Raw genomic sequence first — 17,932 nt, 5'->3', positions numbered from 1 at the left:
AATTTTGCGACATAATTGTGAAATGGTGAACAAATATGCGGCCGTTTAAACAAATACATGTTATGATAAAGATGTAATAAAGATACAAGCTGGCTTGGCATCATTTGTGAAATACTGAACAAATCATATCAAAGGAGATGGACAGCATGTTTGTTGAATTCATTCGTAACAATAAGGTTGTTGCAGGTGTCCTGACATTTCTAAGGGTGTATATAGGGTATCAATGGATTATCTCGGGATTCGGCAAAATAACTGGTGGGTTTGATGCTAGTGGATTTATCAAAGGCGCCATTGCCAGTGCTGGTGGAGAAAATCCGGCTGTACAAGGATGGTGGGCAACATTCCTGGAACATGTTGCATTACCGAATGCAGGTTTATTCAGCTTTTTGGTCATGTGGGGTGAGTTGTTAGTCGGCATCGCTTTAATTCTTGGCCTGGTTACAAACTTTGCGGCATTAATGGCCATTACGATGAACTTTGCATTTCTGTTCAGCGGTACCGTAAGTACAAATGGAATCATGATTTTAATAACAACATTTCTGCTTGTTGCAGGGCATAATACAGGACGATTTGGCTTGGATCGATGGGTAATCCCATTTTTGAAAAATCGCACCGCAGAAAAGAAAAGCAGGAGAAAAAAACACGCCGTATCAGTGTAACGTAAAATAAGTTGGCTCGGGATATTCCTGGGTCAACTTTTTTGTTAAACTGGAGTAAATTGTTCAATTAGTAGGTGTTTGTTTGCAGACAATTGTAATGTTTATCGTGATTATTTTATTCGCTTCCATACTGCAGACAAGTACAGGATTTGGTTTTTCCATTATGGCTACACCATTTTTGCTATTCATATTTGCCCCTCGTGAGGCGATTCAGCTTAACTTAATCCTGTCACTTGTCATTTCCTGTGCACTTATTTGGAAAATCAGACAAGATATTGATTTCGGTGTTTTAAAAAGGTTTGTAGCAGGTAGTATTGCAGGATTGCCAATTGGTATTTCCATCTTTTTATTTATTGATATGACTTGGCTTAAACTGGGGATCAGCTTGCTTATTCTTGTGTTAACGGTATTATTAATCCTGAATTTCCGCATTCGTCAAACTGGACAAAGGGATTTTTTCATCGGGGCACTATCAGGCGCTTTCACCACAAGCATTGGTATGCCAGGTCCACCGATTTTGCTCTATTTTTCCGGGACGAATACAACGAAGGAAGTACTACGGGGCACAACATTAGCATTCTATTTGTTTATCTATTTGGTGAGTCTGGTCGTTCAGGTGATTTTTGCCGGTACAAGCAAATTGGTCTGGCAATCAAGCGTATTGGCCTTACCGCTTGTCCTGATCGGATTGGTGCTGGGACAACTGGTATTCAAACATATTAATCAACGTCTGTTTCGTTATTTGACCTATATTCTGTTGTTATTCACTGGCGTATATATGCTGGTTGATCAATTGTATGAGTGTCTCCGCGGCTGTTTTTTCACAAGGTAATATGAATCTTCATCGTTGGTGGTCTTTTACCCTTTGCTTTCAGAGATTTTGGTTTCATCACGATTTGAGGTGGGGGTATGACAGCCCGTTCATGCTTGATGAAAAATATATGAAGCATTACCCATTCCTTTTCTAACGCGCGTCCTGTATAATAGATTTTAAGATACGAAGAAAGGACGGCCTTTTAATATGAATTCACAAGCAAATATGCAAGTGGAACCCACTCCAGATAAAATTTGGACGCGCGACTTTGTCCTTGTTTGTCTGGCTAATTTTTTTATATTTTTGGGCTTTCAAATGACATTGCCAACCATTCCGCTGTTTGTCAAGGAACTTGGGGGCAGTGATCAATTAATCGGAATCATTACCGGTATTTTCACATTTTCGGCGTTATTGTTGCGACCATACGCTGGGCATGCGTTGGAATCGAAGGGGAGACAATTTGTTTATATGGTCGGTCTGGCTATTTTCGTCTTGTCGGTTGGCTCTTATGCGTTCATCGCCAGTATTGTGCTTTTATTTATCATGCGGATGGTTCAAGGTGTTGGCTGGGGATTTTCCACCACGGCTGGAGGTACGATCGCTACCGATATTATTCCGCCCAAACGTCGCGGTGAAGGGATGGGTTATTTCGGATTATCCGGGAACTTGGCTCTTGCGTTTGGTCCATCTCTTGGTCTGACACTTGCCGGAGCCATTTCGTTTACCCAGTTGTTTCTTATTTGTGCCGTGATTGGTCTCATTTCCTTTTTGCTTTCAAGCAGGATACGTTACAAACAAGTCGAGCAATCTCCTGATAAAACAATAACGGTCAAATTTGATATTTTTGAAAAAACGGCATTGCAGCCATCTGTATTACTATTTTTTATCACGGTAACTTTTGGGGGAATCGCTTCATTTTTACCACTATACGCTGCCCAGAAGCATATCGATGGAATCGAGCTGTATTTCCTGGTTTATGCATTGTTTTTGATGATTTCCCGGATGTTTGCCGGCAAGATTTACGATAAAAAAGGACATGAATATGTTTTTCTACCGGGTACAGTGTTAATTTTTGTTGCGATGATTTTATTATCCTGGCTGCCGAATTTAACCACAATGCTAATTGCAGCAGGTATGTACGGACTCGGTTTTGGCAGTGTACAGCCGGCACTTCAGGCATGGTCGGTTGATAAAGCGCCAAACAATCGTAAAGGAATGGCGAATGCTACGTTTTTCTCCTTTTTTGATTTAGGGGTTGGTCTCGGTGCCATGATATTTGGCCAGCTGGCATTTATGTTTGGCTATAGTTCCATTTATGCAACAGGAGCATGTTCGGTAATGCTATCGATGGTTTTGTATGTGTTCTTGCTGATTCGAGCGAAGAAACGAATGCATGGATAGTTTCCGGGTTTAAAAACATGCAAGATTCGTATACAATAGAATTAAATAGCGCTTGTAGAAGGTAGGTTAATTTGCTTTGCAAAGCATTCAAAATATAAATTTACAACAACTTTTTCCGGATCCTGTTTATCGAAGGGGAATGCAATACTATAAACAAAATCGTGTCAGTGCTCCGGTTTATGATAGGAATAATCAGGTATGGTCTGCCACCGTCACGGGGACATCATTATACTTTGTTGAGATATATATGAAAGAATTTGATCAAGGGAACCTTATTGCGTATTGTGATTGTCCAGCTTTTGAGACCTATCATACATGTAAACACATTGTGGCAGCCTTAATCGCCATTGCGAAACAATCGTCATCGAAGTTACCTGACCAAACGGCAAATAATTATCGGGCAACAAACCGACTGATCGATTCATTGATTTCCATCCAGCAGCCGGAGCCTTCAGATATGATTACTAAACAGGTGCCGATGCAGATGGAATATTATCTGAAATGGACGTTCAACCATTTATTATTACTCGAATTGAAAGCCGGCGTGAAGCATCCGTATGTTGTAAAAAATGTGTATGATTTCCTGAAACAAGTTTTAAATGGAAATGAGTATTATTTCACCAAAAAATTCACCTATCATCCGGATAGTCACTACTTTCTAACGCAGGACCAGGAGATATTGGAAACGTTATATAACATTCTGCGTAACGAAAAAATCTATTCCCGAGCATTTTATCATTATCAGGATCAGTCTGAACGGTCGATCCTGATTCCGCCATTGTTAATCAAACCGTTGCTTGAGAAATTAATCGATCGCAAGCTGACAGTGGAAACCCGGAGTAACAGTTATGAACATATCGATATCGTTGAAAATGAACTGCCATTTCATTTTGCCATTTCAAAAAATAAGCGGGGAGAAATGGTGTTGGCCATGGATGAGATGGATAAGACGGTTTACTTTCCCGATTACCAGCTGTTATTTTCTGAAGGAACATTTTATTTCCCGGGAAAAGATCAACTGCCGGTTATTGAACAGCTGGACGATGTGGGTATGGAAAATCGGGAATTGCCTGTCTCAAAAACGCAGGCGGATGTGTTTGTGTCGGAGGTCCTTCCTACATTGAAGAAGGTTGGCGATGTGCAAATAGCGGAAAATGTTGCATCAGAGATTATTCAGGTGCCACTAAGGGCCAAGCTCTACCTCGATGTGCAGGGAGATTGGGTGGTCGGCAAATTGGAGTACCATTATGGCGATCATTTAATTGATCCATTCAATGGCCGTCGCGAGCAGGATGATGTGATTGTTATCCGTGATATCAGCAAGGAACAACAGATTATGCGTTTAATCGAGCAGGCCAACTTTCATTATAATGGTAAGGAATTGTATATTGAAGCGGATGAAGAAACATTATACGACTTTCTATACCATATGTTGCCTCTGTTTGAGCAATATGTTGAATTGTTTTTGACATCGGAAATTCGCCAATTTATTGTTGAAAATCAACCGTCTCCATCAACAAATGTAAGTGTGGAGACCTCGTCCAATTTACTGGAAGTCGGTTTTACCATTGATGGAATCCAGGATGACGAGATTAATCAAGTGTTGAATGCTGTCATGGAGAAGAAACGGTATTACCGTCTGCAAAGTGGTGCATTGCTTTCCTTGGAAGGGGAGGAATTTGCTTCGGTCCAGCAGCTGTTTGATGACCTGAACATTAAGCAGTCGGATATCCAGAATGGGAATGTCGAGGTACCGGTTTATCGTGGTGTACAAATCGACGAACTGATTCATACGAAAAAAGATTATGATCCATCATTTCGCCGGCTGCTTCATCAGCTGACTTCACCAGAGGAGCAAGTTTTCCCATTGCCGGATGAATTGCAAGCTACCTTACGTGACTATCAAAAAACGGGGTATCAATGGTTTAAGTCATTGAGTAATTATCAATTAGGTGGTATTTTGGCCGATGATATGGGGCTGGGAAAGACATTGCAAAGTATCGCCTACATTCTTTCCGAGCCAAAAGAACGACCGCATTTGATTGTTGCGCCATCCTCGGTTTTATACAATTGGAAAAACGAATGCCAGAAGTTTGCACCTGATTTACGGACGGTGATCATGGCCGGTGCGCCTGCAGAACGGCACAAGTTGATTCAGGATACGGTCGATAAGGATGTTTGGATCACTTCATATGCGACATTACGACAAGATATTGATTTATATCGGGAATTAAATTTTCAAACGTTAATCCTTGATGAAGCCCAGTATATTAAAAACTATGCGACCAAAACATCGAAGGCAATACGGGAAGTGAAGGCAGGTAAACGATTTGCTTTAAGCGGAACACCCATCGAAAACTCCATCGATGAGTTGTGGGCCATTTTCCAGGTGATTTTACCCGGGCTTATGCCAAACCAGCGCACATTCAGACAGCTGTCCCATGAAAAAATCGCTACATTGACCAAACCGTTTATATTACGTCGTGTCAAACAAGATGTTTTAAAAGAACTTCCGGAAAAAATCGAAACGGTGCATGTATCTGAGTTAACCGGTGAACAGAAAAAATTGTATCTTGGTTATTTACGGCAGCTGCAGCAAGAAGCGGCTCAATCAATGAAAGATGATGATTTTCAAAAAAACCGGATGAAAATATTGGCCGGCTTAACCCGATTACGTCAGATTTGCTGTCATCCGTCATTGTTTATTGAGAATTATCAAGGGACATCAGGAAAACTGGAGCAATTAATGGAAACCGTCCATAATGCGGTGGATAATGGCAAACGCATGCTGATTTTTTCCCAATTCACCAGCATGCATGAGATTATCATTAGCAAATTGGAAGAAGCAGGTATCGACTACTTTTATTTACATGGCTCCACGTCGTCACAGGAACGGGTACAAATGAGTGAACGGTTTAATGCTGGTGAGAAAAGTGTCTTCCTGATTTCCTTAAAGGCTGGAGGTACCGGATTGAACTTGACAGGAGCGGATACAGTCATTTTATATGATCTGTGGTGGAATCCCGCAGTCGAGGATCAGGCAACAGGTCGAGCACATCGATTCGGCCAGAAAAATGTCGTCCAAGTCATTCGTCTGATAACAGAAGGAACAATTGAAGAAAAGATTTATGATTTACAGCAGAAGAAACGGGAACTAATCGACCAAGTGATTCAGCCTGGTGAGAAAATGCTGACGAGCTTAACCGAAGACGATATCAAAGAACTGCTAAGCCTATAGTGCTTGGCAGTTCTTTTTATATAGTATGGCGGGAATATGGTATGGGGAGCGTGGTTATCGACCGGATCCAGGAAGGCATCAACCAAGAAGCGAGAATATAAACCGAAACAAGTGGCTTATCCACCTGGAGAGCATTTGTATCAACCGGATCTGAGGAAATATCGACTCCGGTAAGCGTATATCAACCAAACCGAGTGATACATCGACCCGGGGATTGTGTACATCAACCAGAAAGAAACTATATCAACCGGATTTTAACGAATATCGACCTGGGAGAGGACACATCAACCGGATCGAGTGAAACATCAACCGAACGCAGCGATATATCGACCAAGATAGCAACAATATCAACCGGATACAAGGAAGTATCAACCCGGTTGTGGCCATGGCAACATCAATATAAGTGCGTTTGTTTTTATTTTTTGTTGGAAAACGGTTTTATCTATTCCAAGGTTGGTGTATAATATAAAATATATTCACACTAATCCGCATTATCCGGCTTGCTGGCAGTATGATGTACGTTCATGTCGTTAAGCCATATTCTAAACTGGGAGATGGTCAAATTGAAGAAAGTACTCCATGCCTTTTTCAAATTTTTTGTAGCGAATGCGGCGGTGGTTATCGCGATTATTTTATTACCTGTGTTTGTGATTACAGACGATGTTTCATTTTTTGACCAAATCATGAATTACCTGTTTAATAATAAAAGTTAACTATGAATATCCCTGAAAATGGGGTATTTTTTCTGCTTTCTTTACCTGTGAAAAAAGAGCCAGATTGTTGTAGCAATCCGACCCTTTCTCTTTGCCCCATCCATTTAAATCGTTATTTTAAACAGTTTCCGCGGGCGTCCTTTCTGATATGGTTTTTCCTCGCCGACCACTTTGATCACTTCACCAGATAACAATTTGTAAATCGTTCGTTCAGCACTGCGCTTGGTTACCCGATAATATTTGGCGATATCATTGGCGGAAAAAGGTTCATTATTCCTCAGTTTAATAAAATCAATAAAATTGTAAGACAGTTCATTATTTAATTTAGCCTTGTGGATAAGTGCGCGATAAAGCTGCGAAGTATCCACATGTTTTTCCACGCCAAGTGGTCCTATCGTTTCCTGGCGATCATTGATGAGATAACAGGCACTTCCTTCTGTACTCTGGCACGTTTCCAATGCTAACAGGGCATTATCTTCCGCTTGCTTTACTGTTAATCCAAGTCCAAAGCCGATATCTACTGGCATCCGCAGTTTTTGTTCAATTTCCCGCAACAACGGAAAGTCCCGATAGTGATTGGTCAGGTAATTTAATAGTTCTCGTGTCCCGATCAAAGCAAAACGGTTGCCATTTTCCAATACTGCGGAATGGGTTTGACTGCCAAATGCAGATAGAATCTGTTGCAAATCATCACTTTGAGTTTTTGCTGTTTTTTCTTCTGTTTCCTGCTTCGGACGAACAAACCCGGCGCAAATCTGCGTGCTTTTGGTTTGATTGAGTGTCGCTTTTGCCTTTGCCTGGTTGATGGCATTTGCAATGTTAACTTTTGGGACCTTCATGCAGTATGCCGTAACATCACAGGCTGTCAACTGTTCTTCCACTTCTTCTATCGATGTCAGGACATAATCAATTTTCCCCTGCTGCCAAAGCTGCTCATGAAAGGCCACGATCTGATTGATATCAAACTGGACTTGATCACCATAACTATACGTATAAATGTGATGATCATGCATGGCCAATTCCGTGCTTACCTCGCTTACACGATTTCTCTCAGGTGCATCAATGGAGACACGATCAACCAGTCTGTTGTGCATATTTCGCAACCGATAGAATGATGTGAGTAGCATGTATTCATCAAAAGCTACCTGAACAGCGGGCAGCCGCTTCTTAATAATTTTTTCCCGAGCATACATAAATGGCAGTGCCCCGGCAAATAGATAAATGTCACACATCACCGCCTTTTCAATTAAATCAGCGGTTTCTTTCGCATCCGTATAAATAAAAGGAACAATTTCAACATCATCTTGCCCTTCTGTATAAACAAGGGCTCGTTCCACTAATTCCTTTCTACCAAAAACAGCAATTTTTATTTTCATAGACAGGGTCTCCTTGTAAAGTATTGGTCTAGTGTAATTGAGGTATTGCCACAAAATTATTTAAATTATTAGTTAATTGTGGCGAAAAATATCCTATTGTGCTGTTGCTCAATGCGTAATTACTATTATGGTAGTGAATTTTCATAAAATTGTCAAGCGTGAATTTAACGGCAAGTATCGGTTATTCCATTTATTTAATAGCCACGCATTTTTATATCAGCCGGGGCAGGGGGGAGCTGCTATCATGGTAGATTCGCTGAACATCTTTTAACGAATCAACCGAGAGAGGTACTCCCGGTTGATCCGCTGAGCATCTTCAAAAGAATCAGCCAAGAAGGGTACTCGCGGTAGTTTCCACGTACCTTTCCTTACCAATCTACCGAGACGAGCAGGGCTGGTCGAACCGTGCGAATGATCGTAACGCACCTCGCACGACGACCCGCGCCAATTCCTATCGAGACTTGACAGACACGCCGTATAAACTTTTTAAATCGCGTTGCTGTCTGGCATGCCAATTAATGTTGCTTTACTTGATCGCGTAATTGTTGCTTGAGAAATTTCCCAACCGATGTTTTGGGTATTTCGTCCATAAAGATAACATCATCCGGCAGCCACCATTTGGCAAACTGAGGTCGCAAAAATTCGATTAGCTCATCCTTCCCTACTGATGATTCATAACCTTCATGTAAAACAACACAGGCAATAGGACGTTCTTGCCATTGTTCATCAGGTACTGCAACAACACATGCCTCAAAAACAGCTTCATGTGCCATCAGCGCATTTTCCAGATCAAGCGAAGAAATCCACTCCCCGCCACTTTTAATGAGATCGCCTGTCCGATCCATTATTTTGATGGTGCCTTCTTGATCAACGGTAACGACATCACCAGTATGGAACCAGCCATCAACAAACGCTTGGTCACTTCTTTCGTCCTTGTAGTATTCACTGGCAATCCATGGGCCACGCAGGAGTAACTCGCCCATTTCCTTGTCATTCCAGGCAACTTCACCGTTTTCCCCAATGATTTTCATTTCCAGACCGGGAACCAGAATACCTTGGCGGGAACGCTCTTTTATTTTTTCATCGTCGGTTAAATCCTGTTGATAACTTTTTAAACGGGAATAGGTGACCAATGGCGTTGTTTCTGTTGCACCATATGCATGGTAAAACGGAATCTTGTATTTTGTTTCAAAAGCACGAATCAATCCCGCTGGTGCAGCTGATCCCCCACATAAAATCGCACGCAGGCTTGATGTATCATAGTTTCCCTGTTCCAATTCTTTCATCAATCCCAGCCAAATGGTCGGAACACCGGCAGTAATGGTTACCCGATACCGTTCGATGAATTCCGCCAGCCGCTTTGGTGTAAATTGTGGTCCGGGGAAAACTTGTGTTGTGCCAAACCAGGTACAGGCAAATGGTGCACCCCAAGCGTTAGCATGAAACTGTGGGACAACCGCCATGAAAACATCGGACTCGGAAATTGCCTGCGTGTCAGCGAGACCGAGAGCAAAACTGTGCAAGACAAGGCCCCGATGAGAATACATGACACCTTTAGGCTTGCCCGTTGTAGCTGATGTATAGCACATGCCCGCCGGATCGTTTTCATCCATATCATGTGCAAAAGGAAATGCCGGATCGCCGGTATGAAGCACTTCCTCGTAGGAATATAATGGGTGCAGCGTGGATGTTGGCATTTCTGGTTTATCTGTCATAACCACGAATGCCTCAACGGTCGTCAACTGATCGTGAATCTTTTCAACAAGTGGCAGTATATCTTCATCGATAAAAATAATTTTGTCTTCTGCATGATTAATAATGTGAACAATGTGTTCCACTGATAAACGAATATTAATGGTATGCAGTACAGCACCCATGCCAGGAGCGGCAAAATAAATTTCCAAGTGACGATGATGATTCCAGGCCAAGGTGCCAACCCGATCACCTTTTTGTATACCCAGTTCCGTCAATACACTCATTAATTGCCGGATTCTTCTGCCAATATCGGCATAGGTGAGCACGTGGAGCTTATCGTGTGTTTGGGAAATTACCTGTTTCCTGGCAAAAAACTTTTCCGCATGCTCGAGCATCGATCCTACTAATAATGGGGTTTGCATCATCACAACCATCTCCTTTATAGTTTTATTAGTTTAATAATATCATATAATTATGATTATTATAAAAGTATGATCTTCAAGTACTAGCATTATATGTCGGGAAGTATATATACAGACATGGTAAAATGAGAATTATCCGGGTAGGAACGCAATTAACGCTGAATCTTGTGGTGTTATTTATCTCAACAAATGGGAGTATTGGAAATTAGTGAATTTCAAGCGTGATGGAAGGGGATTATGTTGTGCGTGTACGACAATATGATTTTACACAGGGAAATATTTTTAAACAGTTGATTGCATTTTCCGGTCCCATTATATTGACGAATCTGTTACAGACTTCCTATCAGTTTGCAGATAGCTTATGGGTGGGAAATTTACTCGGTGCCAATGCGCTGGGAGCTGTGGCTGTTTCCAGTACGATTATTTTTACGATGTTATCCTTTGTGATCGGCTTGAATAATGCTGCATTAACGATTTTGTCGCAACAAAAAGGGCGTGATAGTCAAGACGGTTTGAAGCGTTATTTGAATGCCTTTGTAGTGGTGCTTTTTTGCCTGTCCATCGTCCTTGGTGTCCTCGGTTTCGCATTTTCCAAGCCACTGTTACACTTGATGGGAACGCCGGAGGGAATGATGTCCGAGGCGAAGGAATATTTGCGGATCAATTTTCTCGGCATTCTATTTCTATTCGGCTATAACTTTATCAGCACCGTACTAAGGTCACTGGGCGACAGTAAAACCCCATTACGCTTTGTATTTATTTCGGTCATATTAAATATTATTCTCGACCCATTATTCATTGCCGGACTACACTTGGGAGTAAAAGGCGCTGCCTATGCAACGATTGCCTCCCAGGGATTAGCATTTGTCTATGGAATCACCTATGTGCTGTATCGAAAATTAGCCCCCTTCAGCTTGCCAAAGGTACCCAGTAAGCAAGAGGTTGGCCTCATTTTAAATCTGGGCATTCCATCTGGTTTGCAAATGGCCGTTGTATCAGCGGGGGTTGCAGCGATTATGAGTGTCGTAACCGGATTTGGCGAGGGCGTAGTAGCAGGGTTCAGTGCGGCTCAGCGGTTGGATAGTATCCTCATGCTGCCAGCACACGCACTAGGGACTTCAGTCAATAGCATGGCCGGGCAAAATATCGGGATCAAAAATTGGCCACGTGTACGTCATATCGCCAAATTTGGTGTTATCTATAATTTTAGCGTCATGCTATGCATTGGGATTGTCGTTGTGTTCCTGGCATCGTTTGGAATAAGGTTGTTCATTCACGATCAGGAAGCTGTTCGATTTGGAACCAGATATTTGCAAATAGTGGCGTTGTGTTATCCGTTTCTAGGAATCAATTTTATTTTGAATGGCATTGTTCGGGCATCCGGTGCGATGTATCAGGTGCTGGCATTAAACATCATTTCGTTTTGGGTGCTGCGCTATCCGTTAACTGCACTTTTTGCCAAAGTCATCGGTGAAACGGGAATCGCTGTTGGAATGGGCACAAGCTTTCTTATCAGCAGTATATTTGCCTTTTTATATTATCGCTATGGGAATTGGCGAAAGAAAGAGTTATTCACAAAAAGTGCGAACAGTTAAACATTTATACACAGTTGTGGATAAACCTGTGTATAACACCGTATTTTGTGGATCTTGCCTAAATTCGGTACAAAATATAGAATGGATTTGTGGATAATGTTATGAAACTATTATTCACTCAGAAAGGGAAAGTATCATGAAACGAAACAGAAAGAAAGCGATCAAACGGGCGCTTGGCCTTTTCATTGTTTTATGCGGGATGTTTGTTTTTATTTCGCTGGCTACTACAAAACAGCATGATCCCGATTTTCAAATCAACCGCTCCTTGATCAGTAAACAAGTGCTTAATTATGAACCGCTTGTGGATAAGTATGCCGAAAAGTATGGGGTTGAAGACTACAAAGATGTATTATTGGCAATAATGATGCAAGAATCAGGTGGTCGTGGTAATGATCCCATGCAGTCTTCGGAAAGTTATTGTGGAAAAATCGGCTGTATTGATGATCCGGAGCTATCTATCAAACAAGGTGTTCATTATTTTGCCAATACAATTGATGCGGCCGATGGGGATGTAGAGTTAGCGATCCAATCGTACAATTTTGGCAAGGGGTTTATCAACTACGTGCAGGGCAAGTCGGGTTCGTATACACAAGAGGAAGCAATTGACTTTTCCAAGAAAATGTATAAGGATGCCAAGGATAAATCGAATTATACCTGTTTACGCAAAGAGGCAAAACAGTATGATGCCTGTTACGGGGATATTTATTATGCCCGGGATGTGATGAAATATAAGCAGGAGTTGGAAGATTCATAGCAAAATAGCTGCGAAAAGTGATAAGATAAAGAAAATAGATGTTTACAAGGAGGAGTAAGAATGGGAAAAGCAATTCATACAACCAACGCACCAGAAGCAATCGGACCCTATTCACAGGCAATTGAGGCAGGAGATTTTGTCTATGTGTCCGGTCAGATTCCGATTAATCCTGAAACGGGAGCAGTCGAACAAGGGATTGAAAATCAAACTAATCAAGTGTTAAAAAATTTACAGGCCATCTTAACCGAGGCAGGAACAGACTTTAAGCAAGTTGTTAAATTTACCATCTACCTGAAATCCATGGATGATTTTGCCACAGTAAATGAGATTTATGGCAGCCACCTGGAGCAGCCATATCCGGCAAGAGCATGCGTGGAAGTAAGCCGCCTGCCAAAAGATGTTCGTGTGGAGATGGATGTCGTAGCGTATAAAAGGTAAAAAAAGAACTGGCTGTTAATAGTAAACAGCCAGTTCTTTTTTGATTGCCTCTCTAATCTTGTCTAAACATTCCTCAGGTGTTTTCGCAAAAACCTTCTTTCCGTTAACAAGCGCGTATGGCCGTACACGGCAAAGCCCGCAATGCAGCAGACATTCACTAATGATCACGGACACCTCGGGGAATTCGGATTCGAGGATACCTTCTATATCTAAAGTGGTAATTGCATTTCCGTCACAAACGTCAATAACAACAATACCCACGTTATCACTTTCTTTCCTTATATCTGGACTGTCCCAGTTGTAGCATATTTTGTAGGGTAAATCAATGTTTCTGCTGGGGCAAGGAGTGTCCCTACATATACCAAAATAATGCACCCAGCATGAGCGAGATCGCAATGATACCGGATATAAACGGGAAAAGGTAGTTTTGCGGAACGAGTTCTGATAGTGGACGTCGGTCTTTATCCGTCATCTGGCTGAAAATATGTTGAAAGCTGTAAAAGACAATATCAAAGAACCGACCTTTTGTAACATATCCGGCCATGGATAGCAGTATCAAAATAGCACCAATGACAAAGGCAACATTGATGTAGGCAAGTAAATCGATGCGTTTATAAATAATGAAACAGATTAGAAGGATAAGGATTTGCGAAACTCCCACCCAAATAGCTAATTTTTTCAGCATATACTTGACGTTCCCTTGTGTTATTTTAACAATCACAGCATATTATATCATGAATGAAGCTATATTTATAAAATTAATTTCGCTTTCTTTCTCTATCATATGTTGCAAAAATACCTTAAATTTATTCGCTGTTGCTATTATAAAAAGAAAATAATTTGGTAATTTAGGTAAAAAGAATCCCTTTGGAAATTATCTGTTTATAGGCGCTAGTGCCTATAATTTAACGGTTTTTGGTCAAAAATAGCAGAAATCATTCTTCAAAACTAGTCATAAAATAACAAAATGTATTGAAAAAAACAATTTACAATTAAAAATTATATTGTATAATAAGAGATGTAGCACTATTAAAAAATAAAAGGGTGGTCGGGGAATGAAAAAGTCAAAATATTATCTCTTTATTGGGTTTGTCTTGGCTGTCGCTATGGTACTATCTGCCTGTGGTGGTGGGTCAGATTCAAGCAGCGGTGAGGGGAGCGGTGACAAAGAAGGTTCAGATGGCAGTGGTTCCTCTGGCAAGCAAGTCTTTAATATGATTGAAACGCAAGAGATTCCAACCGGGGATCCATCACTGGCAACAGACCAGGCTAGTTTTATCGTATTTGGACAAACAATGGAAGGTCTTTATGGATTGGACAAAGATGACAATCCGGTTCCGGCAATCGCCGACGGTGAACCAGATATTAGTGAAGATGGAAAGGAATACACGTTTAAATTGCGTGAAGATGCCAAATGGTCAAATGGTGATCCGGTAACTGCCAATGATTTTGTTTATGCATGGCAACGCGCCGTTGATCCCGAGACTGGTTCGGAATATGCGTACATGTTTGACGGAGTTATCAAAAATGCATCAGAAATCATAAATGGTGATAAAGATCCGGACGAATTGGCTGTAAAAGCAGAAGATGATTATACATTAAAAGTAACACTGGATATACCAATTGAATATTTTGATTCCTTATTAGCATTTGGAACATACCTGCCGTTAAATGAGAAATTCGTTGAAGAAAAAGGCGATAAATTTGGTACCAATAGTGACAACATGTTGGCAAACGGACCATTCGTGTTAACCGATTGGGATGGTTCCGGTCTAAACTGGAAGTATGAAAAAAATGATGAATATTATGATAAAGACAATGTAAACCTGGATGAGGTCAATGTACAAGTTTCTAAAAAACCAAGTACTGCTGTAAACTTGTTTGAAACAGATAAAACGGATCGTACGGCTGCGTTAAGTGCTGAATATGCAAAACAGTATCAAAACGATCCAAATGCTGCTACGTTTGAAGAGTCAAGCTCATGGTATTTGAAATTCAACCAAAAACGTGACGGCAAAGATACGCCATTAGCCAACAAAAATATCCGTAAAGCATTGGCGATGGCATTTGATAAAAAAGCCTATACAGATCAAGTGCTGGCAAATGGCTCCGTGCCAACTGACGGCTATGTACCACGCGGTTTGGCAACCAACCCTGAAACGGATGAAGACTTCCGTGATGATAGTGGCGATTTAATTTCTTATGATGTTGACAAAGCCAAGGAGTATTGGGAAAAAGGATTGAAGGAATTGGGTGAGGATTCACTTGAGCTTGATTACTTAAGTGATGATACCGAAAATGCCAAAACAACGTCTGAGTATTTCAAAAACCAATTAGAATCCAATCTTGATGGTTTGAAATTGAATGTATCCAATGTTCCATTTAAAGTTCGTTTGAAGGACACAAGTGAACAAAATTATGATATTGTGATGCATGGCTGGGGAGCAGACTATTTGGATCCAATGACCTATCTTGACCTGTACGTTACAGATGGTGGGAATAATGAAACTGGATATTCGAGCAAAGAATATGACAAACTCATTGACGATGCCAAAATAAAATATGCCAACGACCCTGAAAAACGTTGGGAAACGATGTTGAAAGCTGAAAAACTTTTGATTCAGGAAGACACAGTTATTGCACCAATCTATCAGCGTGGACGTATCACATTGATCAAACCATATGTCAAAGGTTTGGAAGAGCATTTATTCGGACCGGATTACTCGCTGAAAAATGTCACCATTGAAAAATAAATAACCAGATGACAACAATTGGAAAGAGGGTATTTCAACAAATACTCTCTTTCCCATGTTTCGACAATTTTTTTGAGAATATTTTTATTTTTAATTGCGTTTAGGAGGAAACAGGATGGCGAAGTATTTAATGAAACGGATAATCTATATGGTTATTACGTTGTTTATTATAGCCTCTGTCACATTCTTTTTAATGAAGTTTTTGCCTGGTACCCCGTTTCAAAACGAAGAAAAACTGACTGAAGACCAACGTATTATTTTGGATGAAAAATATGGATTGGATAAGCCAATTCCTGTCCAGTATGCCAACTATATGGTGAATATTGTCAAAGGTGACCTTGGTGTATCATTTCAGTTTGATAATCAACCGGTTACCCACTTATTAATGAATCGTGTAGGACCATCATTGGAACTTGGATTCCAGGCAATGGTTGTTGGAACCATTATTGGTATTTTACTGGGAATGCTTGCTGCCATGTTTCAGAATACATGGATTGATTATGGAAGTACATTTTTAGCTGTATTGGGAAAATCAATTCCATCCTTTGTCTTTGCGGCGGTCTTGCAATATTATATTGGAGTAAAACTGCAATTATTACCAGTGGCTTCCTGGGATGGATTTGCCTCATCAATCATGCCTACCATCGCGCTGGCCATATTTCCTGTGGCGACTGCAGCCCGCTTTATGCGAACAGAGCTAATAGAAGTGTTAGGATCAGACTATATTACCTTAGCAAAAGCAAAAGGGAACTCTCGAATGGAAGTATCCTTTAAGCATGCCATCCGCAATGCACTCATTCCTCTGATAACTGTACTGGGGCCGATGGCAGTAGGATTGATGACAGGTTCCCTGGTGGTTGAACAAATTTTTGCCATCCCTGGAATTGGCGAACAGTTTGTTAAATCGATTCAAACCAATGACTTCCCGATTATCATGGGGACAACGCTGTTTTTTGCTTTCTTGTTAACCGTGATTATTTTAGTCATTGATATACTATATGGCATTATTGATCCAAGGATTCGCCTGGCTGGAGGGGATAAATCATGACGAATTATACGCAAGAAATACCAAAAGACCGATTTGCACCCGCTCCCAAAGGCAATGTTGATAGTGAAAAGATTGAGAAACCGCAGCTTTCATTTGCGAAAGATGCCTGGCTGCGTGTTCGAAAAAATAAAGGTGCCCTAGTTAGTTTGGTTGTTTTGCTATTGATCATTTTCATGGCAATCGTGGGTCCCCATATCACACCGTATGATGGGGTTGAGCAAGATGTAACCAAGGCCAACCTTCCTCCCCGCGTTCCCGGGTTGGAGAAAATCGGGATCTTGGATGGAACAATGGATGTTGGCGGTGAAAAAACGAATGTATACGAACAGCAAAATGTTGGCGAATATTACTGGTTTGGTACAGACAGTCTGGGACGTGACCTGTTTACCAGAACATGGCTGGGTACCAGGGTATCGTTGTATATCGCCTTGCTCGCAGCAGTGATCGATATGCTGGTTGGGGTTGTGTATGGATTGATATCTGGTTTTATGGGTGGACGTGTCGATAACATCATGCAGCGGATACTGGAAGTTATTTCGGGTATTCCGAATTTGATCGTGGTTATTTTAATGCTATTAATCTTAAAACCTGGGATTCTATCCATTACGATCGCCATGGTTATTACCGGCTGGATTGGCATGGCTCGAGTTGTCCGCGGACAAGTATTAAAACTGAAGGATCAGGAGTATATTCTTGCTTCACGAACGCTTGGGGCGAAAAATAATCGATTACTCTTTAAACATTTATTACCGAATTTGTCAGGAGTTATTATTATCAACACCATGTTTACCATACCGAGTGCTATCTTTTTTGAAGCATTCTTAAGCTTTATCGGGATCGGTTTACAGCCGCCAGATGCATCACTGGGTACATTAATTGAAGATGGGTATGAGACGTTTCAATTTCTCCCCCATTTAATGATTATTCCATGTATTGTGATCTGTATCGTCCTGATTACCTGTAACTTGATTGGAGATGGACTTCGCGATGCATTTGATCCAAAAATGCGTGATTAATAGATAGTCC

15 protein-coding genes are annotated in these 17,932 nt (G+C 41.1%); 11 read left to right on the top strand and 4 right to left on the bottom strand.

The window, feature by feature from the left end:
- Positions 1–146 precede the first annotated feature (146 nt).
- The 5 genes from O2S85_RS17980 (at position 147) to O2S85_RS17960 (ending at position 6,825) form a co-directional block, all read left to right on the top strand.
- A complete protein-coding gene (locus O2S85_RS17980) occupies positions 147–659 on the top strand; it encodes a DoxX family protein (protein ID WP_269410650.1) in 513 nt (170 codons plus the stop codon).
- Positions 660–756: 97 nt separating this feature from the next.
- Positions 757–1,491: a sulfite exporter TauE/SafE family protein gene (locus tag O2S85_RS17975; RefSeq protein ID WP_269412640.1), complete on the top strand. Its 735-nt coding sequence runs from the start codon at positions 757–759 to the stop codon at positions 1,489–1,491.
- Between the two features lie 189 nt (positions 1,492–1,680).
- Positions 1,681–2,874 (top strand): MFS transporter, encoded by a 1,194-nt coding sequence (locus tag O2S85_RS17970; RefSeq protein WP_269410649.1) that lies wholly within the window; start codon positions 1,681–1,683, stop codon positions 2,872–2,874.
- 139 nt (positions 2,875–3,013) lie between these two features.
- Positions 3,014–6,112: a DEAD/DEAH box helicase gene (locus tag O2S85_RS17965; RefSeq protein ID WP_439649423.1), complete on the top strand. Its 3,099-nt coding sequence runs from the start codon at positions 3,014–3,016 to the stop codon at positions 6,110–6,112.
- A gap of 563 nt (positions 6,113–6,675) precedes the next feature.
- The gene (locus O2S85_RS17960) at positions 6,676–6,825 is read left to right on the top strand and encodes a hypothetical protein (RefSeq protein ID WP_269410647.1); all 150 of its coding nucleotides are present in this window, start codon (positions 6,676–6,678) and stop codon (positions 6,823–6,825) included.
- Positions 6,826–6,929: 104 nt separating this feature from the next.
- On the opposite strand, the gene O2S85_RS17955 is transcribed toward O2S85_RS17960, so the two are convergent.
- Both O2S85_RS17955 and O2S85_RS17950 read right to left on the bottom strand, forming a co-directional pair.
- Complete coding sequence (locus O2S85_RS17955; protein WP_269410646.1) at positions 6,930–8,201, bottom strand: hypothetical protein; 1,272 nt, start codon at positions 8,199–8,201, stop codon at positions 6,930–6,932.
- Positions 8,202–8,716: 515 nt separating this feature from the next.
- Positions 8,717–10,321 (bottom strand): long-chain fatty acid--CoA ligase, encoded by a 1,605-nt coding sequence (locus tag O2S85_RS17950; RefSeq protein ID WP_269410645.1) that lies wholly within the window; start codon positions 10,319–10,321, stop codon positions 8,717–8,719.
- A 239-nt stretch (positions 10,322–10,560) separates the two neighbouring features.
- On the opposite strand from O2S85_RS17950, the gene O2S85_RS17945 reads away from it, so the two are divergent.
- From O2S85_RS17945 to O2S85_RS17935, 3 genes are all read left to right on the top strand, one after another.
- Positions 10,561–11,913, top strand: a complete 1,353-nt coding sequence (locus O2S85_RS17945) for an MATE family efflux transporter (RefSeq protein ID WP_269410644.1) — start codon at positions 10,561–10,563, stop codon at positions 11,911–11,913.
- 136 nt (positions 11,914–12,049) lie between these two features.
- Entirely contained in the window at positions 12,050–12,667 is a 618-nt protein-coding gene (locus O2S85_RS17940; protein WP_269410643.1) for a lysozyme family protein, read from the top strand.
- Between the two features lie 60 nt (positions 12,668–12,727).
- A complete protein-coding gene (locus O2S85_RS17935; RefSeq protein WP_269410642.1) occupies positions 12,728–13,105 on the top strand; it encodes a RidA family protein in 378 nt (125 codons plus the stop codon).
- 15 nt (positions 13,106–13,120) lie between these two features.
- On the opposite strand, the gene O2S85_RS17930 is transcribed toward O2S85_RS17935, so the two are convergent.
- Positions 13,121–13,366 (bottom strand): YuzB family protein, encoded by a 246-nt coding sequence (locus tag O2S85_RS17930; RefSeq protein WP_269410641.1) that lies wholly within the window; start codon positions 13,364–13,366, stop codon positions 13,121–13,123.
- A 91-nt stretch (positions 13,367–13,457) separates the two neighbouring features.
- Entirely contained in the window at positions 13,458–13,790 is a 333-nt protein-coding gene (locus O2S85_RS17925; protein WP_269410640.1) for a DUF3899 domain-containing protein, read from the bottom strand.
- A 370-nt stretch (positions 13,791–14,160) separates the two neighbouring features.
- Here O2S85_RS17925 and O2S85_RS17920 point away from each other — a divergent pair, with 370 nt between their 5' ends.
- From O2S85_RS17920 to opp3C, 3 genes are all read left to right on the top strand, one after another.
- Positions 14,161–15,858, top strand: a complete 1,698-nt coding sequence (locus O2S85_RS17920; RefSeq protein WP_269410639.1) for a peptide ABC transporter substrate-binding protein — start codon at positions 14,161–14,163, stop codon at positions 15,856–15,858.
- 115 nt (positions 15,859–15,973) lie between these two features.
- Complete coding sequence (gene opp3b, locus O2S85_RS17915; protein WP_269410638.1) at positions 15,974–16,906, top strand: oligopeptide ABC transporter permease; 933 nt, start codon at positions 15,974–15,976, stop codon at positions 16,904–16,906.
- Positions 16,903–17,922, top strand: coding sequence for an oligopeptide ABC transporter permease (opp3C, locus tag O2S85_RS17910; RefSeq protein WP_269410637.1), 1,020 nt, complete (start codon positions 16,903–16,905; stop codon positions 17,920–17,922). Before opp3b ends, opp3C begins: the two co-directional genes overlap by 4 nt.
- The last annotated feature ends 10 nt before the right edge of the window (positions 17,923–17,932 follow it).

It is taken from the genome of Lentibacillus daqui (assembly GCF_027186265.1).
GTDB lineage: Bacteria > Bacillota > Bacilli > Bacillales > Amphibacillaceae > Lentibacillus_C > Lentibacillus_C daqui.
Note: the sequence above shows the minus strand (reverse complement) of the source record. Positions and strands in the feature narration are given on the sequence as shown.